Annotated in this window: 21 protein-coding genes; 12 read left to right on the forward strand and 9 right to left on the reverse strand. The window is 56.4% G+C overall.

Going from position 1 to position 24,742, the window contains the following annotated elements; genetic code table 11:
* Position 1 precedes the first annotated feature (1 nt).
* The 4 genes from AC790_RS16745 to AC790_RS16760 form a co-directional block, all read right to left on the reverse strand.
* Positions 2-1,168 carry a CfaE/CblD family pilus tip adhesin gene (locus AC790_RS16745; protein ID WP_049852499.1) on the reverse strand — a complete coding sequence of 389 codons (1,167 nt, stop codon included), beginning with the start codon at positions 1,166-1,168 and terminating at the stop codon, positions 2-4.
* Positions 1,169-1,177: 9 nt separating this feature from the next.
* Complete coding sequence (locus AC790_RS16750; RefSeq protein WP_049852500.1) at positions 1,178-3,916, reverse strand: TcfC E-set like domain-containing protein; 2,739 nt, start codon at positions 3,914-3,916, stop codon at positions 1,178-1,180.
* 76 nt (positions 3,917-3,992) lie between these two features.
* The gene (locus tag AC790_RS16755) at positions 3,993-4,496 is read right to left on the reverse strand and encodes a CS1 type fimbrial major subunit (protein WP_007891030.1); all 504 of its coding nucleotides are present in this window, start codon (positions 4,494-4,496) and stop codon (positions 3,993-3,995) included.
* Positions 4,497-4,598: 102 nt separating this feature from the next.
* Positions 4,599-5,396 (reverse strand): fimbrial protein, encoded by a 798-nt coding sequence (locus tag AC790_RS16760; RefSeq protein ID WP_049852501.1) that lies wholly within the window; start codon positions 5,394-5,396, stop codon positions 4,599-4,601.
* A 481-nt stretch (positions 5,397-5,877) separates the two neighbouring features.
* Here AC790_RS16760 and AC790_RS16765 point away from each other — a divergent pair, with 481 nt between their 5' ends.
* The 8 genes from AC790_RS16765 (at position 5,878) to AC790_RS16800 (ending at position 15,739) form a co-directional block, all read left to right on the forward strand.
* The gene (locus tag AC790_RS16765) at positions 5,878-6,741 is read left to right on the forward strand and encodes a hypothetical protein (RefSeq protein ID WP_049852502.1); all 864 of its coding nucleotides are present in this window, start codon (positions 5,878-5,880) and stop codon (positions 6,739-6,741) included.
* Positions 6,742-6,918: 177 nt separating this feature from the next.
* Positions 6,919-8,532 carry an ABC transporter substrate-binding protein gene (locus AC790_RS16770; protein ID WP_049852503.1) on the forward strand — a complete coding sequence of 538 codons (1,614 nt, stop codon included), beginning with the start codon at positions 6,919-6,921 and terminating at the stop codon, positions 8,530-8,532.
* Between the two features lie 241 nt (positions 8,533-8,773).
* Positions 8,774-9,298 carry a GNAT family N-acetyltransferase gene (locus AC790_RS16775; protein WP_049852504.1) on the forward strand — a complete coding sequence of 175 codons (525 nt, stop codon included), beginning with the start codon at positions 8,774-8,776 and terminating at the stop codon, positions 9,296-9,298.
* A gap of 36 nt (positions 9,299-9,334) precedes the next feature.
* On the forward strand, positions 9,335-10,948 hold the full coding sequence (locus AC790_RS16780) for an ABC transporter substrate-binding protein (protein ID WP_049852505.1): 1,614 nt from the start codon (positions 9,335-9,337) through the stop codon (positions 10,946-10,948).
* Positions 10,949-10,961: 13 nt separating this feature from the next.
* Positions 10,962-11,954: an ABC transporter permease gene (locus tag AC790_RS16785; protein WP_049852506.1), complete on the forward strand. Its 993-nt coding sequence runs from the start codon at positions 10,962-10,964 to the stop codon at positions 11,952-11,954.
* A complete protein-coding gene (locus AC790_RS16790; protein WP_007891014.1) occupies positions 11,951-12,784 on the forward strand; it encodes an ABC transporter permease in 834 nt (277 codons plus the stop codon). Before AC790_RS16785 ends, AC790_RS16790 begins: the two co-directional genes overlap by 4 nt.
* Positions 12,781-14,388, forward strand: a complete 1,608-nt coding sequence (locus AC790_RS16795; protein WP_049852507.1) for an ABC transporter ATP-binding protein — start codon at positions 12,781-12,783, stop codon at positions 14,386-14,388. Before AC790_RS16790 ends, AC790_RS16795 begins: the two co-directional genes overlap by 4 nt.
* Positions 14,389-14,398: 10 nt before the next feature.
* Positions 14,399-15,739, forward strand: a complete 1,341-nt coding sequence (locus tag AC790_RS16800) for an LLM class flavin-dependent oxidoreductase (RefSeq protein ID WP_049852508.1) — start codon at positions 14,399-14,401, stop codon at positions 15,737-15,739.
* Positions 15,740-15,803: 64 nt separating this feature from the next.
* Here AC790_RS16800 and AC790_RS16805 read toward each other — a convergent pair whose 3' ends face one another.
* Entirely contained in the window at positions 15,804-16,589 is a 786-nt protein-coding gene (locus AC790_RS16805) for a phosphate/phosphite/phosphonate ABC transporter substrate-binding protein (protein WP_152929139.1), read from the reverse strand.
* Entirely contained in the window at positions 16,486-17,553 is a 1,068-nt protein-coding gene (locus AC790_RS16810) for a fatty acid desaturase (RefSeq protein WP_049852510.1), read from the reverse strand. The genes AC790_RS16805 and AC790_RS16810 overlap by 104 nt, the downstream gene beginning before the upstream one ends.
* 204 nt (positions 17,554-17,757) lie before the next feature.
* On the opposite strand from AC790_RS16810, the gene AC790_RS16815 reads away from it, so the two are divergent.
* Entirely contained in the window at positions 17,758-18,780 is a 1,023-nt protein-coding gene (locus tag AC790_RS16815; RefSeq protein WP_007891009.1) for an LLM class flavin-dependent oxidoreductase, read from the forward strand.
* Between the two features lie 110 nt (positions 18,781-18,890).
* Here AC790_RS16815 and AC790_RS16820 read toward each other — a convergent pair whose 3' ends face one another.
* The 3 genes from AC790_RS16820 to AC790_RS16830 all read right to left on the reverse strand — a co-directional run bounded on the left by AC790_RS16820 (position 18,891) and on the right by AC790_RS16830 (position 21,835).
* Positions 18,891-19,718, reverse strand: coding sequence for a glycosyltransferase family 8 protein (locus tag AC790_RS16820; RefSeq protein WP_049852511.1), 828 nt, complete (start codon positions 19,716-19,718; stop codon positions 18,891-18,893).
* Between the two features lie 18 nt (positions 19,719-19,736).
* Positions 19,737-21,119, reverse strand: a complete 1,383-nt coding sequence (locus tag AC790_RS16825) for a D-arabinono-1,4-lactone oxidase (protein WP_049852512.1) — start codon at positions 21,117-21,119, stop codon at positions 19,737-19,739.
* A gap of 74 nt (positions 21,120-21,193) precedes the next feature.
* Positions 21,194-21,835, reverse strand: a complete 642-nt coding sequence (locus tag AC790_RS16830; RefSeq protein WP_036621675.1) for a TetR family transcriptional regulator — start codon at positions 21,833-21,835, stop codon at positions 21,194-21,196.
* 213 nt (positions 21,836-22,048) lie between these two features.
* Here AC790_RS16830 and AC790_RS16835 point away from each other — a divergent pair, with 213 nt between their 5' ends.
* From AC790_RS16835 to AC790_RS16845, 3 genes are read left to right on the forward strand one after another with little or no spacing between them, the layout of a single operon-like run.
* Positions 22,049-22,876, forward strand: coding sequence for a MetQ/NlpA family ABC transporter substrate-binding protein (locus AC790_RS16835; protein ID WP_007891001.1), 828 nt, complete (start codon positions 22,049-22,051; stop codon positions 22,874-22,876).
* 11 nt (positions 22,877-22,887) lie between these two features.
* Positions 22,888-24,018 (forward strand): methionine ABC transporter ATP-binding protein, encoded by a 1,131-nt coding sequence (locus AC790_RS16840; protein ID WP_049852513.1) that lies wholly within the window; start codon positions 22,888-22,890, stop codon positions 24,016-24,018.
* Positions 23,999-24,658, forward strand: coding sequence for a methionine ABC transporter permease (locus AC790_RS16845; RefSeq protein ID WP_007890997.1), 660 nt, complete (start codon positions 23,999-24,001; stop codon positions 24,656-24,658). Before AC790_RS16840 ends, AC790_RS16845 begins: the two co-directional genes overlap by 20 nt.
* Positions 24,659-24,742 lie beyond the last annotated feature (84 nt).

Below are 24,742 nucleotides of genomic sequence, written 5' to 3' on the forward strand. Positions count from 1 at the left end.
GTTACTGCGTCGTCGGGGTATAAATAATTCTCAACGTACCCTGATAACGGCCCGCTGTTTTTGATGATAACGTGAAGGCCGGTGTAATAAGCTGCATCGGCGCGGGAACGCACAGCACCGAATTGCTCTGGCCCGGCAACACCACACGCCTTAGCACTCCTCTGTTGGTGCCGCTCCAGATAATTTCACTGCCGTTCTCAACTGCCTGGCGCGCTTTGGTCAGCGGGTTGATCACTTCGACCGCATAATCGAGACGATTTTGCGCCAGATTTTTGTCCGCGCCATTGAGATATAGCGAAAACAACCCCGTGGCTCTGGCGGGCGCGGCGGCACCTTCATCCTGAAAGATCAGGCTCACCCGGTTACTGTCTGAATTATTGCCGTCGTACAGGCACATATCCAGCGAACGGCTGCCGCTAACGGTGGTAGTGGCGCGCGCACCGGGGAAGGTTTTCAAACCGAGGTCAACGTTGGCGGCCGCATTGCCAAACTCTGGCAAATAGATCTGCTGATTGCCGTAGTCCGTTACCTTAAACGTCATGGTGGCGATCCAGTCACCGAGTTTCGTCACATTGGTACATCCCACGTTCACGTTCTGCGAATTTCCGGTGCAGGAGGTAATTGGCCACTGCATCAGCGACATTTTTAGCGTTGCGCTCCAGTTGCCGGCCGACGGGAATTTACTCAGTTCGGAGGAGGGGAGATAGGCTGAATAATCTGTACCATCCCCACGCGGGGTAACCGCCCCGCCGAAGGCGTTCAGCGGCACCTGGTTGGTTGCTACCACCACATTATTCAGCGAACGCCTTTTGGTGAGGTAGACATTCAGTACCTGCGTCTGCCTGGTGCTGTTTTCAGTAAACAATACCGGCACGGGATAGGGTGACGGAGACGCTTCCAGCCAGACCGGAAACGTCAGGCAGGCACCGTACTGATTGCTGGTGCGCGACTGGCAAACCAGCGTATTTCGCCCCCATTTCGGCGCGTCGTTGGTATCGTAACCGCCGCTTTCATTAGTCCAGATCGGCAACTGTGCCGGCACTGACATGCGGTCAAAGGTGACGGCAACGCTGGTGTTGCGCCCTGAAGGTGTGAGCAGGGCGGCCTGCGCCTGCATGCCCACCATCAGCCATAACAGTGTTAATGCGGTGAGAAATCGGGTTTTCATCGAATATCCCTATTGTTGTTGCGGTGAAGTAAGCGCGGTGCGCGCCAGTGGCACCTCTTCTGACCGGCTGCGGACGATCAGCATTTTTGCCCGCTGCTGCACGTCTTGAGGCACTGAGGCAAGTTCGATGGGTTGACAGGCGCTATCGCCGACGTAACGCACCACGTCGTGGGTGCTTTTCACCTTTATTTCACAGCGGTACATCTGCATGCCGCGCACCATGTACAAATTTTTGATGCGGTGATCGGTTTCTGCGCTGAATCCGCCCTGACCTAAACCTGACCAGCTGGCGACATTGAGCGGCGTGGCCCCTTCCAGCGGCATCTGTTGATTGATCATTAGCCGTCCGAGCCAGGTGTAGCGCGAGACAATATTCACCTTGCTGACCAGCATGCGCCCCGGTGCGATAAACAACGTGCGTCGTCCGGCACCCTGGGTGATTTCGCTGCGCATCGCGTGGGAGGATTCGATGGAGTCATTGATGCTGAGCGTGCTCTGGGTATAAGCCGGCAGACTGAACAGCGTGCGGCCAGTACCGTGCAAGCTGGCGCTGCCTGCACCCTCAACGGACACATCCACTCGCGTATCGCGACTCTCATCACTGCTCGCGACCTGTAGACCAACAGCCGCACCGGGCAGCCCGTTCCCCCATTTTCCCCAATACAAGCCGGAGCGCGCCACGGCCAGCGAAGAGTTGTAGCTACCGCTGCTGCTAAAGCGCTGGCCCGATGAACCCGATGATGCTGAGCTGATCGCCAGGCTACCGCTGCCGTATTCGCCGCCGGTTTTGCCGTAAAGGGAGGCATTCAGGGTATTGTCCTGATTACCGTTGAGACTGACGCCGATTTCCTGCTGATTCTGCGCATCGAAATACCAGTTTTGCGCCACGTTATAACCCACCTGATCTTTACTGTTGCGGTCGGTCTGGTAGGTCATGCCGATGGAACTGTAATTCGAACGTGAATTCATGGTTGGCGTGCTGACACGCGAAAGTGAAACGGAGAGGAAGCCGCCGTTGTCGCGCTTGATCCCGCTACTGCTGGTGCGCGTAAAGAGGTTGGCACTGGTATTAACATTGATGCCGTTGAAGCTGAAGCCACGCCCAAGGCCAGCCTGCCATGTGGTGGTCTGCGTTTTGCTGTAGGTGTTACGGCGCGCCCATAGCGGCACGACAGCGTTATCATCCAACTGGACCGGGATCACATTGCGACCTTCATTCTTGCTGGTGCTGTAACCGGCATTCAGATACCAGCTGTCCACTGGCACGCTAAACATCAGGCTGCTGCTCTGGTAGCAACCGCTGAAACCGTACTGACCGCCATTGCTGCTGTAGCAATCTTGCGCATACAGGGCGCTGCGGTAAAAACTCAGGGAGAAGCCGTCGTTATAAGAGACCTGCTGGATATTACCGCGCGAGCCTTCACTGCCTTTGAGATAGCTAAAGCGGTTAGTGAGAATGCCGTCGAGCAGTGGGTTGTCGAATCCATGACTCCAGTCGAGTGCACTTTCGATAAAGTGGTTGCGGTTGGTCACGGCTACACCGCCAGTCAACGCGGCGTCCTGCGTGACAGGGACTTTAATACCTGCCTGCATGACGCGGCGGTCGGCACCCTGTTGCGACGCTGCGCCGTTGCCCTGCACTTCGCCATCGGGGATGGCACCGCCTTGCACAAACCACTCAATGTTCTGACTGGTGGTATTGCCGGTGCGGCTGAAAGGAACCTGCTCGGTACGCGACAACTGATTATCTTCATAGATGCGTAACGTCACGCTGTAGCTGCCATTGGGAAAGGCGCTGGTATCAAGGTTTTGCGTACCCGCATTCAGGTAAAATGTGCCCAGTAGTTGTTGAGCGCGGTAGGCATCAACACGTGAAGGACGCGTAATAAACACCGTCACCGGCGTGCCTTGGGCAGCCAGCGCCGTGTTCATCCAGGCGAGCGTTGAGCCGATACGTGCGCCTTCGATAGTACTGAGCGGCAGCTGGCTTAAGGTGATGTTGCCGCCAGCGTTACTGAAAATGTCCCGCGCATCCATGCGCCCGGCCTGCACGTAATAGCGTTTGCCGAGATCGCGACGCAGGAAGACGTTATTGAAGCGCACTTCCTGATGATTTTGCTGACGGTATTTCTGCGCGAGATAGTCCCAGTCAATACCGGCATAACTGTTTTCAGTTAACCCGAGCGCGCCTGCGCCCTGCAGGGATAGCGTCTGGTCATCGCGGTTGGTGACGAAATTGATATTCTGCTGATGAATAAATGCCGCTTGCGTTTCTGCGGTCTGTTCGTAATAGGGCGAGTGAGATTTTGCGGCCAGTGGCACAAACTCTGGAGCGAGAAACAGCGACACGTTGGCACTGTTTTCGTCATAGATAAGCGCGACCGAATCTGTTTCAAGATAGTCACACCCCGCCGCGCCGCCATTGCTACTGCAGGCCTTATTGCCATGACGTGCCAGAGGTGCACCGATCAGGCTTGCTAACCGCTTTTCCTGCTGCGCATCTTTTTGATAATGCTGCATCACCGCCCGGGCTACGTCTTGCGGCTTAAGGAAGGTGACACTATCAAGCGAGACCGAGGCTTCAAACAGACCGAGCGATTGCCCATAGACAGAAAGGTTAACCCAGAGCGTTTGGCCGGTGACCAGCGATTCAAACCCAGGCGGAACCTGTGTAGTGGCACGGGCTGAAAGAGAGGGGATCAGGGTAATGAAAGAGGCTATTAAAACTACGCGAATATTGACCTTCATTACAGCGTCCTGCTGAAAAAGAATAACAAGGGGGCGAACCGCCCCCCGAAATAATCGATCAGTCAATTACGGCAAATTAACTCTGCGTGGTTGCCTGGGTAATTAACAGGCTAACGACACCGGAATAGGTGCCGGTTGCCAGCACGCCTGGCGTGGTTTGAGAGATTTTCAGCGGCAACACTGAGGAACCGTTCGTTGTGCCTGCTGGGAACAGCGAAGCATATGTCAATGGCGTCACGGTAGTGGTGATCGGTTTTAAATCCGCGCCCAACGTTACCGTTAATGGCACCGCCGTACCGGTGACGGTTTCGTTTAACTGCGCGGCACTCACCAGCGCCACGTTAATATTGGCCGTTTGGGAGTTCGACCAGATTTTAGTATCCAGCGAATAGGTAGACAAACCACGACCCGGAATATATTGCATATTAATGGTGCCCGGTAACGCGGTGCCGTCCGCCTGCGTCATATCTACTGTCGCATCGACGTTGGCATTCACTGTAATATCTTTTTGCACAGCCTGTGCGTTAAATGCAGCCGTTAACGCAGCAGCGATGACAAGTGGTTTAATTAATTTTTGCATTTGTAGCTCCATGAAAATCCGTGTACTGGCCTTAAATGACCGTCTCGATGGGAATAAACTGCTTCATAACAACCGGGTTGTTATTCGGTTACAACAGGCCGATCATTTACCGAGAACGTATTCGTTCATATTTCTCGTTTTTTGATCAACATATTTTATTCTGACTTGCTGGGCTAAGTTTAACTCTGCCGGCGTCCATGCCTTGAATTGCAGTGACTCATCGGGATAAACCGTGGCATGTTCCTTTCTCCACTGACAACTGTGGCTGGATTGTGGGTCAGAGCAAAGCGCGACCTCACGAATAACTACGCGCACCGTTCCTGAGTTTTTAATTTCACCCGATGCTAAACGGCTGAGAGATAACAGCGGCGTTTGCGGTGGAATATGAACCAGCACGCCCCAGACCAAACTGATGCCTAGCTGATTACTGATTTTATTTTGCTGGTGCATTTTATCTTTCAATTCGTCAGGGGCACCAACCGCCTCGAAGTACACACGCCAGGCGGTCTCTTTTTCAGGCGGTTGTAGTGAAATAAGGCGAATGATGCGTTGCGATCCTGAAGCCAATGCAAACTTATCTGGAGTCGCAATAAGTGAGTGTGAAATGGCATCTTTAACCAGCGTTTCTTTTTCGAACGGTGTTGCGGGACGCTCTATTCGCTTGATGCTGACGCGAATAAATTGCGCTTCACTGCTTTGCGATAACGTCTGAACCTGAGCCGCGCCTTGATTATTTAGCGTGACTTCCATCGGATAGACACTCATATTTGCCCATGCTGATGTGGCGAACATAAAAACTATGCTTATCAGAGGGTAAGTGAGTTTTTTTACGATATGACTATTGGAGAATATGCCAGTCATCACACCGCGACGCAGTGTCTGAAGAAGTGAATCGTCCATGATAAATCCTTATAAAATCCATTAAACAATAGAGCGGAAATTCCCCATCCTGAACGGCTTGTCTATAAGCCAGGATGTGAAGATCAAACGGAATAACCGTGCGTTAAGAAAGTTCTCATACGCGCTTTGTTTAGTCACTGTCCATTTTTGTGGTTAATTTTTTTAAGATTTTTTGCAAGGTGAATTTCTTTGAAAATAAAGTGACCTAACGTAATGAATTGGCTGTAAAAACAGAAGGCTGTTTTGCCTTTCAGGAATTCATTAATCTTGCCTGAATAAAATCAGGCTTTACAAAAAATAGTCCGTTGATGTTAGGATTATGCTTAGAAGGGCAAAAAGACCCTCGCGGATATTTGAATATTTGCAACGTTTCGAATGTTGCCATATAGCAGGCTGAACGGTTATTCAACAGATTGCGAATAACCCGAAAGGCGTATGGTGATTATTTTTAAGTAAATAACCGGGCACGCAGAACAGCAATATGAAAAGCAAACAACAACTCACGCAGTTGATTTTTCAACGAGCGCAAGAGATTAAGTCGCATAAAAATATAGCGTTAGTCATGCAAAAGCATTACAAACTGCTGTTCAGACTTTATCTGACTAAACCACTCTATTTCAAAGCTATTTTTAAAGCTAATCGCTTTATTATTGGTTCGGCAATTATGGCGTACTTCTTCACTACCCATAAGCCAACGCTTTGTCAGGTAAAGGACTTCTGTAAGAAAACCGGACTAATCAGCAATAATACCATTGACTCGTTTTTACTCTTTATTCGGGTAAGTGGACGTATGGAGGTGGAAAAAGATGCGCAGGATAAACGTAAGTTAACCTACAAAGTGACAACGAAAGCGCTGGATGAAACCCGAGCTTTAATTAATACCATGATGATCCCCTATGGCATGCTATATGAAGATTTTGATGTCTCAGCTTGTTTGAAAATGAAAACCTTCAAAACCGAGTATTTTAAAAAATACGCGGACATTACCCTCAATCATGTCTACTTATTCGATATGGTGCCGGAGAGCAAAGCATTCATTTTCCGCGATGCCGGGCATATGTTGCTGATGGATCTGTACATCGAAACCCTCAAGCAACAGAGTAGCGTGATTGAATACAACTACCTTAAAGCCTCCCTCAAATGCGGAGTGTCACGTTCGCATATAAAACGTTGTCTGCAGGCAGCCGAGGCTGTTGGCTTGCTGACGCTTGATGCAGCGAACAACAGTATCATTTTACATCTCTCGTTCATGCAGATGGCGCTGGATTATTTTGCCGTTTATATGGCCATGGTGGAGTATGGATTACGCGGTTTATCGGGCGTGCCTCCGTTAGCGGCGCGCTGATGCTGTAGCCGCTAAAGTCCAGGCAACGCTATTATTGCTGAATTGCCATATTCAACAAATCGATTGCCACTATTGTCGTTTTACTTTTATTTGTCCGAATTTTAATAATTCAGCGGGAATTAAATCAGGCTTGCTGTTGGCCATTAATAAAATTTACCTGCAATCACCAAGGATAATATGAAAATAAATACAATAGCTCTGGCGCTGGGCTTCAGCCTGCTGGGAAGCGCGTTAAGCGTTGTGGCTGCCGATCGGCCCGTTAACGGCGGCAGCCTGACGGTCGGTGTCGAAACCGAACCGACCACCTTTAATCCGCAGCTCAACGGCCAGGATAAGGCCGAAATTACGCTGCGTAACTTCTGGGAATCGCTGCTGGCACGCCGTCCGGACGGCAGCTTTGTGCCCTGGCTGGCGGAAAGCTATCAGGCCAGCGAGGATGGCAAAGTAATTCGCTTTAACCTGCGTCGCGACGTCACCTTCTCGAACGGTGAAAAATTTGATGCCAACGCCGTTGCCGACAATTTCCGCCAAACCCAGGTGGCGCAATACTGCGCCGGCACCAGCTTGTGCCTGATGGGTTCGCACATTGATAAGATTGAAACGCCTGACGATCATACGGTGGTCATCACGCTGAAAGCGGTCTATTCGCCGTTCCTCTCCTTCGCTGCGGGCTTGCAGATTCTGGCACCGGCCAGCTGGAAATCGCCGCAGCTGAAATCGGGTGGCAAAGATCTGGCGGGGACCGGGCCGTTTATTCTCGACAGCTATGAAAAAGGTCAGCAGGTCACTTACGTTAAAAACCCGAAATACAACTGGGCGCCCGCCACCGCTAAACATCAGGGACCGGCGTATCTCGATCGCGTCACCTATCGCTTTCTGCCGGAATCGTCGGTGCGCACCGGGGCGTTGCTCTCCGGTCAGGTGGATGCGATTGAAGGGATTTCGGGCAACGATGCTGGAGAGTTCAAAGACAATGCAGACTTCACCTATCAGCATGCACTGAACACCGGCACGCCATATTCCCTGTTCCTCAACGTGGAATATGGCCCGACGCAGGATGTCAAAGTGCGCCAGGCGCTGTTGCAGGGGTTGGATATTGATCCGCTGCTGAAGTCGGTGTATCGCGGTGAACGCACGCACGCGTGGGGCATCACTTCGCCTATCGATCCACTCTACAATAAAGAGCTGGAAGGGAAGTACGGCAACAATCCGGCGGCGGCCAACAAGCTGCTGGATGACGCCGGCTGGCAAACGCGCGATGCCGAAGGCTTCCGCAGCAAAGAGGGCCAGCGTCTGCGCATTGAGCTGATTCAGGCGCAGGCGACGGTGCGCGATCAGCGCGATGTGCTATTGCAGGCGATTCAGGCGCAGGCGCGTCAGCGTCTGGGCGTGGACCTCAAGCTGAACTATGTCGACTCCGGTACCTACGCCGACGTGCGCAAAAGCGGTAAGTTCGGCACCATCGCCAACTCCAACACGCCGACCGATGGCGTGGACATCGAAAACCACTATCGTCCGATTGCGCAAGGCGGCGCAATTAACTACAGCCGTGTCAACGATGCGCAGATCAATGGGCTGCTGGATCAAGCCGCCAGCACGCTGGATCTTAAACAGCGCCGCGATTTCTATAGCCAATTGCAGCAGGTGGCGTTGCCGCAGCTGGCACTGGCCGTGCCGCTGTATGAACCGGAAGACCAGTTAGCCACCGCCAGCTACGTGCACGGTTACGGTTTCCGCAGCTACAAGCAGATGCCTGAAAGCGTTTACGATGTTTGGGTGAGTAAACACTGATTTCGCGATTACCGACAATTCAACAATTACCTAATCACCGTAGGGTCGCCATTCATGGCGACCTGTTTTGCAGGTGCGCATTAATGCGCACCCTACAGCATTTGTTATTTCCACGCGTAATATTGTTCCGTAGGAAAATATCATTTCCCATATTCAACAAATCGATTGCCGTTATTCTCGGTTTACTTTAATCCGCCGGATTTTAATACTTTCCGCAAGATTGATTAAGAGAACGGAAAATATGAGCCAGCTGATTGAAGTCGCTAAACCTGAAGACGCCGAAGAGGTTTTTGCCCTGCTGCAGCGTGCCTATGCCGCGCTGGTGGCGCTGGATGTGCATTTCACTATTTCGCAGGGCAACGTCGAGCAGGTTCGCCGCGTCATCGAACAGGAAACGGTGCTGGTGCTGCGCAAGTGGAAACGCGCGGTCGCCACGGTGACGGTGCGTTTTCCGTGGCAGCAGGATGAACATGCGCCATCAACGTTGCCGTTCATTCACTGGTTCGCCGTCGATCCCGATTACAAAGGTCAGGGTTATGGTCGTGACATCATCACCTACGCCGAAGAAACCTTGCTGAAGCAGACGCTGAAAGCGCCCGGTGTCTATCTGGCCACCGCCACTAAACATCCGTGGCTGAGCGAACTCTATCTGCGCCGTGGCTATCAACCTTTCCATCACCGCACCAATCCCTTAGGCGAAGCGCTGGTATTTCTGAAAAAGGAATTCAACCCGCCAGCCGAGCAACCCATCGCCAAAATCGCCTGAACAACTAAAAAAACACCTGCAACCTTCAAGGATCTTATGAAAGCGAATTCAATCACTCTCGCGCTGGGTGTGGCCTGCCTGCTGGGAAGCGCATCATTATTCGCTGCCGAGCAACCCCGCAGCGGCGGCAGTTTGACGTTTGGTGTGGAAACCGAGCCGGTGCCGTTTAACCCGCAGCTGAATGGGCAATCGAAAGCCGAAGTCACGTTGCGTAACGTCTGGGAATCGCTGCTGGCGCGACGTACCGACGGCAGCTTCGTACCGTGGCTGGCGGAGAGTTATGAAGTAAGCCCTGACGGTAAAACCTATCGCTTTAGCCTGCGCCGCGACGTTACCTTCTCCAACGGCGAGAAGCTCGATGCCAACGCGGTAGCTGAGAACTTCCGCCATGTGCAGGACGCAAAATACTGCGCGGGCAGCAGCATCTGCGCTCTGGGCGCGCGTATTGCCAGCGTGGCGACGCCGGACGATCACACCGTGACCATCACGCTGAAGCAGGGCTATTCGCCGTTCCTGTCGTTTGCCGCCAAACTGCAGATTCTGGCACCGGCCAGCTGGAACTCGCCGCAGCTAAAGGCTGGCGGCAAAGAGATTGCGGGCACCGGACCGTTCATTATCGAGAGCTACGAAAAGGGCCAGCAGGTCACCTTCGTGCGTAATCCTCACTACAACTGGGCGCCTGCCACCGCAAAGCACCAGGGCCCGGCCTATCTGGAACGCGTGACTTATCGCTTCCTGCCGGAATCCTCGGTGCGCACCGGCGCGCTGCTTTCTGGGCAACTTGACGCGATTGAGGGAATTTCGGGCAACGATGCCGGCGAATTCAAAAACAATACTGACTTTACCTATCAGCACGCTCTGAATACCGGCACGCCGTATTCGCTGTTTCTCAACGTAGAGTATGGCCCAACGCAGGATGTGCAGGTGCGCCAGGCGCTGCTGCAGGGATTGGATATTGATCCGCTGCTCAAGTCGGTGTATCGCGGTGAGCGCACCCGCGCGTGGGGCATCACCTCGCCGGTCGATCCGCTCTACAACAACGATCTTGAAGGCCAGTACGGCAACAATCCGGCGGCGGCCAACAAGCTGCTGGATGACGCTGGCTGGCAAACGCGCGATGCCGAGGGTTTCCGCAGCAAACAGGGCCAGCGTCTGAGCATTGAGGTGATCCAGGCCCAGGCGACGGTGCGCGATCAGCGTGATGTGCTGCTGCAGGCGATTCAGGCGCAGGCGCGTCAGCGACTCGGCGTGGAGATTAAACTGCGCTACGTCGATTCCGGCACCTACACCGAGGTGCGCAACACCGGCCACTTTGGTTCAATTGCCAACTCGAATACCGAAACCGACGGCATCGATATCGAAAATCACTACCGTCCGGTGACAGCGGGTGGACCGATCAATTACAGCCGCGTCAACAGCCCGCAAATCAACGGCTGGCTCGACCAGGCCGCCGCCACGCTGGACATCAATCAGCGCCGTAAATTCTACAGCCAGCTGCAGCACTATGCGCTGCCACAGCAGGCGCTGGCGATTCCGCTGTATGAACCTGAAGACCAGATCGCCACCGCCAGCTATGTCCACGGTGCCGGTTTCCGCAGTTTTAAACAGATGCCGGAGAACGCGTACGACATCTGGCTCAGCGACCACTGATCAGGAGGCGAAGATGAGTCTGGAAAGCATTGTCACCCGCACGCCACGCGCGCGGCGGCCATCGGTGTGGCGCAGCGATTTAACGCGCCGCATTGTCAGCCGTCTGCTGGGCGGCGTACTGGTGCTGTGGGCAGCGGTATCGCTGGCTTTTCTCGGCGTGCATCTGGCGCCGGGCGATATTGTCAGCCTGCTGATTGGTGAGCAGCTGCGCACCCCGGCAATTGAGGCGGCGATCCGCGCCGAATGGGGCCTGAACGAGCCACTGTGGTGGCAGTATCTGCACTACATGTGGCGCGTGCTGCACGGCGACTTTGGCCGTTCTTATATGCTCAACACGGAAGTCAGCCATCTGCTGGCAACGCAGTTATGGCCCACCATCAAACTGACGCTGGCAGCGCTGCTGGTCAGCATCCTGTTTGCGGTGGCGATTGCCGTCGGCACAGCGCATCGGCGCATCGGCCGCCGCATCGCTAACGCGTTTGAGCTGCTGTTGGCCTCCACGCCATCGTTCTGGATGGGCATTGTGCTGCTGTTTATTTTCAGCTTTACGCTGCGCTGGTTCCCGGTGGCGGGCGATCGATCGCTGTCGTCGCTGGTGCTGCCGGCACTGGCGCTTGGCCTGGCGCAGGGCGCGGTGATTGCCCAGCTGCTGCGCCGCGAACTTGAGCGCGCGCTGGATGCGCCGTTCACCTTGACGCTGCGCGCGTGGGGCGTAGGTGAAAGCACCATCCGGCTGCGTCACGCGCTGCGCCATGCGGCGCTGCCGGCAGTGACCTTAACCGGCTGGCTGGTGGGCGGCTTACTCAGCGGTGCGGTGATCACCGAGCAGGTGTTTGGACGTCCCGGGCTCGGTAAATTAACCGTGGATGCGGTGCTGGCGCAGGATCTACCGGTGGTGTTGGCGGTGGCGATTCTGTCGGCGCTGATCTACGTGGTGATGAGCACCTTAGTCGACATCCTGTCGCTGTGGATCGATCCCCGTCTGCGTGGGGAGAGCAAATCATGATTGCCGCGCTGCAACGCCTGCCGGTTGCTCTGCCCGCCGCGGTATGGGCTGCCATTCTGTTTCTGCTGGTGCTGGCTGTCGCGGTGATCGCGCCGCAGTGGCTGGCGCATAGCGATCCACTGCTGGCCGATCCGGTCAACGCCCAGCTGCCGCCGTCGGCGCAGCACTGGCTCGGCACCGATCAGCTCGGACGCGATCTGCTCACGCGCGTGATTTATGGCAGCCGCTATTCGCTGCTGATAAGCGTAGCGGCAATGGCGCTGGCGGTGGTGTTCGGCACCTTGCTCGGGCTAGCGGCCGCGCTGGCGCGTGGTGTGGTTGATGAGCTGCTAAGCCGCGCAGTGGATGTGATTTCCGCCTTTCCCGATCTGCTGCTGGCGCTGATGCTGATCGCCTTTACCGGCCCCGGTACGAATAACCTGATCATCGCGCTCGGTGTGGCATCGGTGCCGCGCTTTGCCCGCGTGGTGCGCGCCCAAACCTACAGCGTGATGACGTCTGGCTACGTCGAACAGGCGCGCACCTTTGGTTTGTCACGCTTTACGCTGATCACCCGCCATATTCTGCCGCACGCCATTGCGCAGGTTCCGGCACTGGCGACGCTCGGGCTTGGCACCGCGATTATCGGCACTGCCGGCTTGAGTTTTCTCGGCATGGGGCCGCAGCCGCCGACGGCCGAATGGGGCCTGATGCTGGCGGAAGGGCGCAACTATCTGCGTAATGCCTGGTGGATTGCGGTGTGGCCGGGCGTGTTCATCACGCTGACGGTGATTGCGGTTAACACGCTGGGCCGTTACTGGCAGGCACGTTTTGAAGGACGCTCAGCATGAGTCAGCCATTTATTGATATCCACAATCTCTCGATTCGCTTCGGACCACAGCAGGTGGTGAAGAATCTCAGCCTGCAGGTGGCGGCGGGAGAATCGGTGGCGCTGGTGGGGGAGTCCGGATCCGGCAAAACCCTCACCGCGCGCAGCCTGCTCGGCCTGTTGCCGGAAGGGGCCATCGTCACTGCCGACCGATTCACCATCGACGGGCGCGATATGCGCCATGCCAGCCGCAGCGACTGGCGCGCGCTGCGCGGTCGCCGCATTGGCTATGTGCTGCAGGATGCGCTGGTGTCGCTCGATCCGCTGCGCCGCATTGGTCAACAGCTAAGCGATGCGTTAAGCGCCGTCGGACATCGCGGCAATCTGCAGGATAAAAGCATCGAATTGCTGAAGGCGGCGGGCATTCACGATGCGGAGAGCCGACTGGAACGTTATCCGCATCAGCTTTCGGGCGGCCAGCGTCAGCGTGCGCTGATTGCCACCGCGCTGGCGGGTACGCCGACGTTATTGATTGCCGATGAACCGACCACCGCGCTGGACATGACGGTACAGCGCCAGATTCTGCAGCTGCTGGCGCAGCGGCGGCGTGACGGGCACGGCCTGCTGTTGATCAGCCACGATTTGGCGGTGGTTGCCGAGTTGGCGGATCGCGTGCTGGTGATGCGTGATGGCGAAGTGGTGGAGCAGGGCCACAGCGGACCGCTGCTGCAACGCCCGCAACACACCTGGACACAGCGTCTGCTGCGTGCGGTGCCGACGCCCGCCACGCGTGGTTTACGCCTGAGCGCCGCCGAGCCAACGCCGCTGCCGCCACGGCCACAACGCAGCCACGCGCCGCTGCTGGAAGGCATCGGCCTGCACAAAGCCTACGGCGATCGTCTGGTGCTAAATGACATTAACTTCACGCTGCATGCCGGCGAAACGCTTGGCGTAGTCGGTGAATCCGGCTCGGGTAAAACCTCGCTGGTGAAAGTGGTGATGGGCTTAACCGAACCCGACAGCGGCACGCTGCTGCTGGAAGGTGAACGCTGGGATCGTCTGCCGGAGAAAGCGCGCCGCGCCCGGCGTGCGCGCCTACAGCTGATCGCGCAAGACCCGTTCAGCTCCTTCGATCCGCGTTACACGGTGGAAAAAATCATCGGCGAAAGCCTCGACAGCGCCGGTATTTATGGCGATGCGCGACGTCAGCGCGTGCGCCAGCTGCTGGACGAAGTGCAGCTCGGCGATCGCTTTCTGCAGCGCTATCCGCAGCAGCTGTCCGGCGGGCAGCGCCAGCGCGTGGCAATAGCGCGCGCTTTTGCCCCGAATCCGGCGCTGCTGGTGGCCGATGAGCCGGTAAGCGCGCTGGATGTTTCGGTGCAGGCGCAGGTGCTGGATCTGCTGGCCGATATGCAGGCTGAACACGGCACCGCGCTGCTGTTTATTTCGCACGATCTCGGTGTGATCCAGCACCTGGCGGATCGCGTGCTGGTGATGCAGAACGGACAAGTGGTGGAGAGCGGGGCGCTGCAGCAGGTATTCGCCGCGCCGCAGCATCCGTGGACGCAAAAACTGTTACAGGCGCTGCCGGTGATCCCCGACTGGCAGCCCGCACACGCATATTAAGGAGAGCAGAATGAGTCAAACACAACGCCAGCTGCGACTGGGCGCGATTATTCAGGGCGTATCCGGCAACATGTCGGCATGGCGTCATCCCGATGCGGTGGCGGATGCCAGCATCAACGTTGATTACGTGCTGGATCTGGCGCGTAAAGCGGAGCAGGCGAAGATCGATTTCCTGTTCGTCGCCGACGGCTTGTACATTACGCCGCAGTCGATTCCGCACTTCCTCAATCGCTTCGAACCCATCACTTTGCTGTCGGCGCTGTCGCTGGTGACGAAAAACATCGGTCTGGTCGCCACGCTCTCCACCTCCTACAGCGAGCCGTTCACCGTGGCGCGCCAGTTCGCCAGCCTTGACCACCTTAGCGGCGGTCGCGTCGGCTGGAACGTGGTGACCTCGCCGCTGGAAGGTTCGGCGAAAAACTTCTCACGCAGCAGCCATCCGGAGCACGACGAGCGCTATCGCGTGGCCAGCGAATATTTGCAGGTGGTCAAAGGGTTGTGGGATTCGTGGGAGGGCGATGCGTTTGTGCGAGATAAGCACAGCGGCGAGTTCTTCGCCGCCGACAAGCTGCATACGCTGAACCATAAAGGCCACTACTTCTCGGTGCAAGGACCGCTGAACGTCGGGCGTTCGCCGCAGGGACGTCCGATTGTGTTCCAGGCGGGCGCGTCTGAAGCGGGTAAAGCTTTCGCCGCCGAAGCCGCCGATGCCATCTACACGCGCCAGGAAACGCTGGAGCAGGCGCGTGAGTTCCGCGAAGACGTGCGCCGTCGTCTGGTGGCGCGCGGCCGCGATGCGGATGATATTCGTGTGTTTCAGGGCATCAGCGTGATTATCGGTGAAACGGAACAGGATGCCGAACGCCGCTATCAGCAAACTGCCGAGCTGGTGACCATCGATAAAGCGCTGGAGTATCTTGGCCGCTACTTTGAGCATCACGATTTCAGTCAGTACGCGCTGGATGAACCCTTCCCGGATATTGGCGAATTGGGCGCGAACAGCTTCCGCAGCACCACCGATAAGATTAAACAGAATGCGCATGCTCGCGGCTTAACGCTGCGCCAGACGGCGCTGGAGGAGGCCACGCCGCGCCCGAGTTTCCTTGGTACGGCAGAGCAGGTGGCGGACGGACTGGCAGACTGGTTCCTGGCCGGCGCCACCGACGGCTTCATCGTGCGCGGCGGCACGCCAACGGCGTTTGATGATTTTGTCGCCCAGGTGATTCCACTGCTGCAGGCGCGCGGTATCTATCGCACTGAGTATGAAGGCGAGACGCTGCGGGAAAATCTCGGGCTGGCCGAGCCAGAGAACCAGTTCGCGGTGCAGCGCGGAAGTCAGCAGGTGGCGTGATGTTTGCCCGGTCGCCATAAATGGCGACCCTACAGTAGGGTGCGCATTCATGCGCACCTTGACATTACAACGTCGTTACGCCGTGCACCTCGGCGTAATCTTTCCACGCTTTTACTTCAGCATAAAACGCCCGATCGGTGACGCTGAACCCGCCTATCAAACTCTCATCCAGCAGATCCTGATAACGCCGATCGCTGGTCAGTTCTTTCAGCGCGCTGCGCAGTTTTACCAGCGTTGCCGCATCGGTTTTGGCGGAGGTAATCAGCGGCAGCGCGGCGCACAGCGGCGTTTCGCCGATAATCTCCAGCCCCGCCAGCTCCTCCGGGAAATTGCGGCGCAGCAGCGCCCAGGTGATGCAGTCGATGGCGGCGATATCCGCCTGGCCGCTACGCAGCGCCGCCAGCGATTGCCGATGGCTGCCGCTAAAGTGGGTTGCGCTAAAGAATCTGCCAGCGTGCGCCAGCGGCGCAATTACGTAGCGCAGCGCATTAAAGCCGGAGTGAGAATCGTTGCTGTTGCACACCGCGCGCCGTCCGCGAAAATCACTCAGCATCAGCTGCTCGTCTTCGCGGCGCGCTACCAGCCAACTGCGATAGCGCAGTCCGTCGCAGCCTTGCGCGCTTGACTGAAAGGTACCAACCAGCTGCACATCCGGCAGCAGTTCGACCAGCGGATAGCCGCAGGTTTGGCTCAGCAACACATTGTCATCACGCCAGTGCGGCAGTAAATCCTGCGGCCACGCGACCTCAGCCGGCACGTCGCGTTGCTGCAGCAGCGTCGTTAGCGCTGCGGTCAGGCCGACGGTAGCCTGATGATTGATGTCGTACATCGGTAACGAAATGATGGGCATCCTGTGCATCCTTTTGCGTGCCCGGATGGGCATTAACCTCGACCGATTTGCGCCAGAAGCGCGTCAACCATTCGCCATAACCGGCGACGCGAAAACCGTGATTACGGACATGGTAGCCATCGCGATACAGCAAATAGACTTTGCGCAGGCCATACCACGGCAAACCGGGCAGATCGTGATGTACAGAATGATAGTTGAGATTGAGGAACAGCAGGCGCCACGGCAGCGCCGCTTCGTTATTCACCGAACGTGCCAGCGGTTCTTCTTCTGCGCGATGTTCGTAGAATGAGCGCACTTTGGTCAGCATCAGCGCCGGATAACTTACCGCCAGCACCAACCACAGCGGCGAGAAGCCCTGCTGCGTCATCCAGTAAAACAGTCCGCTCAGCAGTGTGAGATGGCTGATCCACATCGCCATGGCAGGTTTATCGCGTTGACTAAAGGCGTTTACGCAGGTTTTGATGGTCGCGGCCATGTCCAGCAGCGGACCCAGCAGCAAACGCCCGGGAAAGGTATTGTGTAGATGAATCACCTGCTGCTGCCACGGCTTGAGCTGCGCCCAGCGTTCCGGCGCAAGGTAATAGGTTTCAGGATCTTCGTCGGGATCGGTCAGGGTGTGATTACGATGATGCGCCAGATGCGAATCACGATATAGACCATAGGGATACCACACCGCCAGCGGCAGCGTGCCGAACAGCTGGTTGAGGCGGGGAAAGCGCGTTGGATGGCCGTGAATCAGCTCGTGCTGCAGCGACATATACCAGGTAGTGAAAAGGATCAGCAGCAGCGTGCTGACGGTTAATCCCAGCGTTTGCCAGTAGATGACGCTGGCAAACCAGCCGCTATAAATCACCACCATTAATAGCCATGTCGGCAGTTCGCTGCGCCACAGCCAGCTGCGCGCCAGTTGATGTATCACCTCGCGCTGTTGCGTATTGAGATAAGCCGCTGTCCCTTTACTCATAACCCTACTGAACCTGCTAAAGCGGGAATATACCGCCAAAGATGATTGATAACGGTGACCATCACAAAGAATCTCTTTTTCTTACTTATGCAAAAAAGTTGATGAAGCGCGCGAAATCTATTGGCTATCAGTCATCTCGGGTCTGGCGTAACCTTGCTGCATTGAAACGTTCGGGCCTGCGTGGCTCACGAGGAGAATTTCAGCATGAAAAATATTGGCTTTTTATCCTTTGGTCACTGGACGCCGTCATCGCAGTCCGCAACCCGCTCGGCGCAGGACGTGCTGCTGCAATCGATTGATTTAGCGGTCGCTGCCGAAGAGTTGGGTGCCGATGGCGCCTATTTCCGCGTGCATCACTTTGCCCGGCAGCTTAGCTCGCCGTTCCCGCTGCTGGCGGCGGTGGGTGCGCGTACTAAAAAGATCGAAATTGGTACCGGCGTTATCGATATGCGTTACGAAAATCCGCTGTATATGGCGGAGGATGCGGGCGCGGCGGATCTGATCTCCAACGGTCGTCTGCAGCTTGGTCTGAGCCGTGGTTCACCGGAGCAGGTGATTGAAGGTTATCGTTACTTTGGTTTTGATCCACAGAACGGTGAAAGCGATGCCGATATGGGCCGTCGTCACACCGAAGAGCTGCTGGAAGTGCTACGCGGCGAAGGTTTTGCCAAACCTAATCCACAGCCGATGTTCCCGAATCCGCCGGGCTTGCTGCGTCTTGAGCCCTTCTCGGCCGGTTTGCGTGAGCGTATCTGGTGGGGATCCGGTTCCAACGCGACATCGATTTGGGCGGCACAGCAGGGCATGAACCTGCAAAGCTCTACCCTGAAAGATGATGAAACCGGCGAGCCGTTCCATGTGCAGCAGGCGAAACAGATTCGAGCCTATCGCGCAGCCTGGGAAGCCGCGGGACATCAACGCACGCCGCGTGTCTCGGTGAGCCGCAGTATCTTTGCGCTGACCAACGACACCGACCGCGCCTACTTTGGCCGTAGCGGACAGGATCAGGATTCGGTTGGTTTCCTCGACGAGAAAACCCGCGCCATTTTTGGCCGCAGCTACGCCGCCGAGCCCGATAAGCTGATCCAACAGCTGGCGCAGGATGAAGGCATTGCCGAAGCCGATACGCTGCTGTTGACCATCCCGAATCAGCTCGGCGTGGATTACTGTGCGCACGTGATTGAAAGCATCCTCACCCACGTCGCGCCCGAGTTGGGCTGGCGTTAAATCTCCAGGTGCGCAGCAGTGCGCACCTGTATGAATCTATGCGCAATAAATTGCGCCGCTACAATAAGGGAACAATCCTGTAGCGGCGCGATTTATCGCGCTGTTCCAAATTATTCCGCCGCTAACTCCCACCACAGCTTATCCAGCGCGTAGTAACGGTCGCGCTCAGCTTTGGGTTGGTTCAAATCGCGCTTCCACGGTTTGGCCAGAATGAAGTGCAAATTCTTCACATCTTCTTCGCGCCACATCGCGCTGTGCTGGAACGGCAGGGTTTTCAGCGCATTGTAGATGTAGGGCAGCGGCAGCCAGCGATTTTCGAACACTTCATTGAGCAAATCCTGCTCGGAGAAGGGATAACGGCGCAGATCGCTAATCTCCGCCACTTTCTCTTGTAACCACTTAAACACCGACAAATCAGGCTTCAGCACCAGGAAGCCGCCGTTGAGATAGCGATCGAGCGTGGACGGGGCCGGTTCGCCGCGATCCTGCCACGTATAGTGACAATTCTCCGGCTGCCAGCTGGCCGGATAACTGGCGATTTTATTCGGATTGCAGCGACAGGCGTGACAGGCCGCCAGCGCATGCTTGCCGAGATCGAGCGTGAACAGCTCGTCCATATTGCGCAGCACCAGCATATCGGCATCCAGAAACACCACGCGCTCGCAGTCGACCAGCTCCCACGCGCGCAGCTTGCTCCACACTTCGCCAAATTGCGCCGAAGCGTAATGCTGCTCTAGCTCGGCATTGGGCATCAGCGGTTCAACCGGATGGATTACGCAGCCAAGCGCCTGCAACGCTTCGCGCGTTTCCAGATCGATAGCGTCTGTCACCATCACAATCAGCGGCCAGCGTGTTTCGCTGCGTTTCAACGAACGATGCAGCGCTTTCACACCAATAAAATAGTCAGGCTGCGTTAACAGCGTTACCCATGCAAACATGGTTTCTCCCCTTCAAACTTAATCAAACAAAGCAGTGACATAGTCATTGCTAAAACGGCGTTGTGGATCGAGCTGGTTACGCACATCACGGAAAGCGTCCCATTGCGGATAGATATCGCGCCACTGGTAGCGCTGGGGATCGTAATATTTGCCCCAGTGCGGACGTCCACCCTCGGCCGCCAGCAGCTTCTCCACTTCGGTAAGAAAGTGCAGGCCATCTTCCGACAGCGAGCCATCATCGGCGTAATAGACCACAAAGCCGAAGAAGCAGGTGGCATGCTGGTAAGCCGGGCTGAGCCAGGCTTCAGACGCGCCGGTACAACGCAGGATAATCGGGTAGTGCATATGCGGATGGTTCTCGGCATACCACGCTTTAATCTTGCTGATAATCTGCGGCGTTTTCTCCAGCGGCACGCCGATCTCCACGTTGATTTGCGGCACGGCAATGCCACGGCAAAACAGCTGATAGATATCGCCGCTGATGTCGGTAAAGTCGCGGAAGCGCGTCACGGTGCGGAATTGTTTGCCGCCTTTGCCGTGAATCTGCGTGTCACGATGCATCTGCGCCAGCGTCTGGTCGATGGTGTCGTTCAGGCTGCTGTCGGTATCGTCGCCGTGCTCAATCACCTCGCGCTGATTGGCATACCAGGCTTGCGTCTCTTCATCGCTGGCCTGCTGTGCATTCCACACATGCATTAGATTGTCATCAACAAACCACCAGGCTTTGCTCATCTCATATTGCTGATTCCACACGACCAGATCCTGCTCCAGCTTATCGGCAGGAACAGCGAACTTGTGGCATGTAAACAGGCGGAAAGGGCGCGTACGCAGCGTAACGGCGGTCACGATGCCCAGCGTGCCGAGTGAAACCTGTGCCGCCGCGAAATCAGGCTCGCCGCGTACAAATTCACGCACGCTGCCGTCAGCCAGCACCATACGGATGCGCAACGCTTCATCGGCCAGCGAGCTTTGGCCTAAACCCTGGCCGTGGGTGCCGGTCGCCATTGCGCCCGCCAGCGTTTGCACCGCAATCACACCTGGCGAGGACGCCAGCATGCGATCCATATCGGTCAGCGCGCTATAGACCTGCTCCAGCGGGGTGCCGGCAGCAAAGGTCACGCTATCCGCATCTTGCGCCATCACGCCATTAAAGGCGCTGAGATCCAGCAACAGATCCTGCTCATCCACGCCCAGCATACGACCGGGTGATAGACGACTGCCCAGCACGCGCACGTTGCCATTGGCGCTACGCAGCAGTTGTTGTAACTCCGCTTCGTTTTGCGGCTGCTGTAACTGACTGCGCTGACCAACCACCGTGTTCTGCGCCCAGTTCCACAGAGCGCTATCCTGGTCGGTGTTGTGCGTATGGCGTAAGGGATAAAGGTGGGGGTCTTTGTTCACTACGGCGTTCCTTAGTCTGAGGTCTGTGACGGTCCCGAGCTTTTAAGCGTAGACCATCACAGCGAGGCCGCAGACTACGGGGCTTTGCGCACATATCGCAAGGTGGCGGTGACCGCTAACTGCCGATTACGGCGGATGCTGTCCTCCTCGCTATCGTTTGGCGTGAACAGCGTATGAAAGGTGTAGCGATTGGAAACGTGATGCACGCAAATGCTGCTGAGCAGGCGGTGCACATCGACGGTATCCAGCTCCTGAATAAACAGCCCCTGCTGCTGACCGCGCGTCAGGATGTCGTCGAGCACATCAAGCGCACTCTTATTCAGCGTTTTAATACGTTCCGATTGCATGATGTAGCGGCCGCGCAGCAGGTTTTCGGTACACACCAGCCGCATAAAATCCGGATGCGAAACATGATAATCAAAGCTGGCCTCCACCAGTTTGGTCATCGCCAGCTCCGGCTCCATCGCCGCCAGGTTCAGGCCGGTTTCATGCTGACGAATCGCCTGATACACCTGCTCCAGCACCTCGATATAGAGCTGCTCTTTATTACCGAAGTGATACACCACCATGCGTTTGGTGGTTTGGGCGTGCTCAGCGATCTGCTCCAGCCGCGCGCCCTGCATGCCGAACTCGGCAAACATTTTCAGCGCACCGGCGAGGATGCGTCTCTTGAGCCCTTCAGGGTCATTTTTTCGTTTGGTTATGGTGTCCGACATAGCGCTCAGTAACAGGTCAATCAAAAGGGGAAGGATAACACAGCCATTTTCGCGCTTGTGGCGATGCGAGCGGCGTTATGCCTTTATGCATTTCAGGAATAGCATTCCCGAATAAATCATAATGCAGGAATAAGCAACTGCGTATACTGCGGTCATCTGTCGTTACGACAGCTTATTTTGACTCGCGCAATTATAACGATTGGGAAACATTTTATGCACACACGTTTGGCCTCGGTAAAAAATAAATTTCTGTTAACCGCCGGCGCTTTGCTGCTGGCGAGTGCGGCGCTGTCGCCGTTGTCCATCGCGCATGCGGCGGATAAAACCTCAATCAAAGTCGGCATTATGAGCGGCGAAGATGAAGATGTCTGGCGCGAAGTCATCAAGCAGGCCGCCAGCAAAGGCCTGACGGTGAAAACGGTCATCTTCAACGACTACAACCAGCCGAACGAAGCGCTACAAAACGGTGAGGTGGACGCCAACGCCTTCCAGCATCAGCCGTTCCTGAATAACCAAATCAAGGTGAATCACTACGATATCGTACGCGTGGGCGATACCGCCGTCTGGCCGATTGGTCTCTACTCGAAGAAAGTAAAAACGGCCGCCGAGCTGAAAGAGGGCGCGGTCATTGGCGTGCCAAACGATCCCTCCAACGAAGCGCGCGGCCTGGTGCTGCTGGAGCAGCAGGGGCTGATCAAACTGAAACCGGGCGTGGGCATCGCGGCGACCACCGCTGATATCACCGCTAACCCCCATCATCTGCAAATCAAAGAGCTGGATTCCGGCATCATTGGCCGCTCTGTTCCCGATCTGGATGCTGCGGTGGTGAACACCGACTGGGCGCTGAAAAGTGGCCTGACCGCCGCAGACCGCATTGCCCAGGAGCCGGTAAAAGATAACCCGTACAACAACTTCATTGCGGTGAAGAAAGAGAACGTCAGCGCGCCATGGGTGAAAACGCTGGTCTCTTCTTATCAGAACGATGCTGTGAAGACCGTGTTTGACAAGGTCTACAAAGGCACCGGTGAGACAGCCTGGTAAGGAACAGAAAGATGACGCTATTCTCAGCAGCCGAAACGCCCTTTAACGCTTTAACGCGCGGCGTGGCCGACAGTACGCATGACGAGGCGCAGGTGACGTTTCGCAACAGCACCAGCGTGGTGCGCCTGCAAGGTGTGTCGCGGCGCTTCGGACAGACGCAGGCGCTACGCGATATTTCGTTAACGGTGCAGAAAGGCGAAATTCTTGGCCTGATTGGGCGCAGCGGGGCGGGGAAATCCACGCTAATCCGCTGTCTTAACGGGCTGGAGCAACCTGATGAAGGCGTCATCGAAATCGAAGGCCGGAACATCACCGGCCTGTCAGAAAAACAGTTACAAACGGTGCGCAGCCGCGTCGGCATGGTGTTCCAGCACTTCAATCTGCTGTCGGCGAAAACCGTGGCGCAGAACGTGGCGCTGCCGCTGAAAATCGCTGGCATGGATAAAGCGCAACGCCAGCAGCGCGTAGCGGAATTGCTGGAATTGGTGGGATTAGCGGACAAAGCGCAAAGCTATCCGGCGGCGTTATCCGGCGGTCAGAAACAGCGCGTCGGTATTGCGCGTGCGCTGGCGGCCAGTCCGGCGCTGCTGCTGTGTGATGAAGCCACTTCCGCACTCGATCCGGAAACTACGCGCTCAATTCTGGCGCTGCTCAAATCCCTTAATCAAAAACTTGGCATCACTATTCTGCTGATTACCCACGAGATGGAGGTGATCAAATCTGTCGCGCATCGCGTGGCGGTGATTGATGCCGGGCAAATTATCGAACAAGGTCCGGTGTGGCAGGTATTTGCTCATCCGCAATCGGCGCTGACGCGCACGCTGCTGCGCGGCTTGTTGCCGCAGCTGCCGGAAAACCTGGCCGCGCGCGTGAGCGATCAACCGCAGGGTGAAGCCATCTACAGCGTGCACTTTGCCGGCGACGATGCGCAGGGCGATCTGCTGACGCGTTTTGCCGCGGCGCTGCCGGGCAAATTCCGCCTGCTGCAAGGCGGTGTCGATCATATCCAGCACTACGCGGTGGTGCGTTTCTTTATCGCGCTCCCGGTGGCGAATGCCGCCGATGAGCAACAGATTCTCAGCTGGCTGCACGCGCAGCAGGCACAAGTGGAGTTGGTAGGTTATGTCACCAGTCATGATTGATTTACTGCTCAATGCGCTGGGCGAAACGGTATTGATGACCGCCATTTCCGGCCTGTTTTCGCTGCTGGCGGGCTTGCCGCTCGGCCTGATTCTGGTGATGACCAGCCCCGGCGGCATTGCTGAACATCGGGCGATCAATCGCGTGCTTGGCCTGGTCATCAACAGCTTCCGCTCGCTGCCGTTCATTATTTTGCTGGTGGCGCTGATTCCCTTTACCCGCTTCCTGGTGGGAACGTCGCTCGGTACCTGGGCGGCGATTGTGCCGTTGTCGATCACCGCAACACCGTACTTCGCACGCGTGGCGGAAGTTTCGCTGCGCGATGTCGATCGCGGCTTGATCGATGCGGTACGCGCCATGGGTGCCAGTAAACTGCGCATCGTCTGGGATGTGCTGATCCCGGAAGCGCTGCCCGGCATTCTTTCCGGCTTTGTGGTCACGCTGGTGGCGCTGATTGGTGCTTCAGCAATGGCCGGTGCGATTGGTGCGGGCGGGCTGGGCGATCTGGCGATCCGCTACGGTTATCAGCGTTTTGAAACCTCGGTGATGATCGCGGTTATCGCGGTGTTGATTGTGTTGGTATGCGGCATTCAATGGATCGGCGACCGCCTGGTGCAGCGCATTGATAAGCGTCATGCGTAGCCAGGTGCGCATCAATGCGCACCCTACAACACCGCTATCTGCCGTCATTCCGCATCGCCCATTCCGCCATCGGCCCCGATTCAC

This window comes from Pantoea sp. RIT-PI-b (genome assembly GCF_001187905.1).
Lineage (GTDB): Bacteria > Pseudomonadota > Gammaproteobacteria > Enterobacterales > Enterobacteriaceae > Pantoea > Pantoea nemavictus.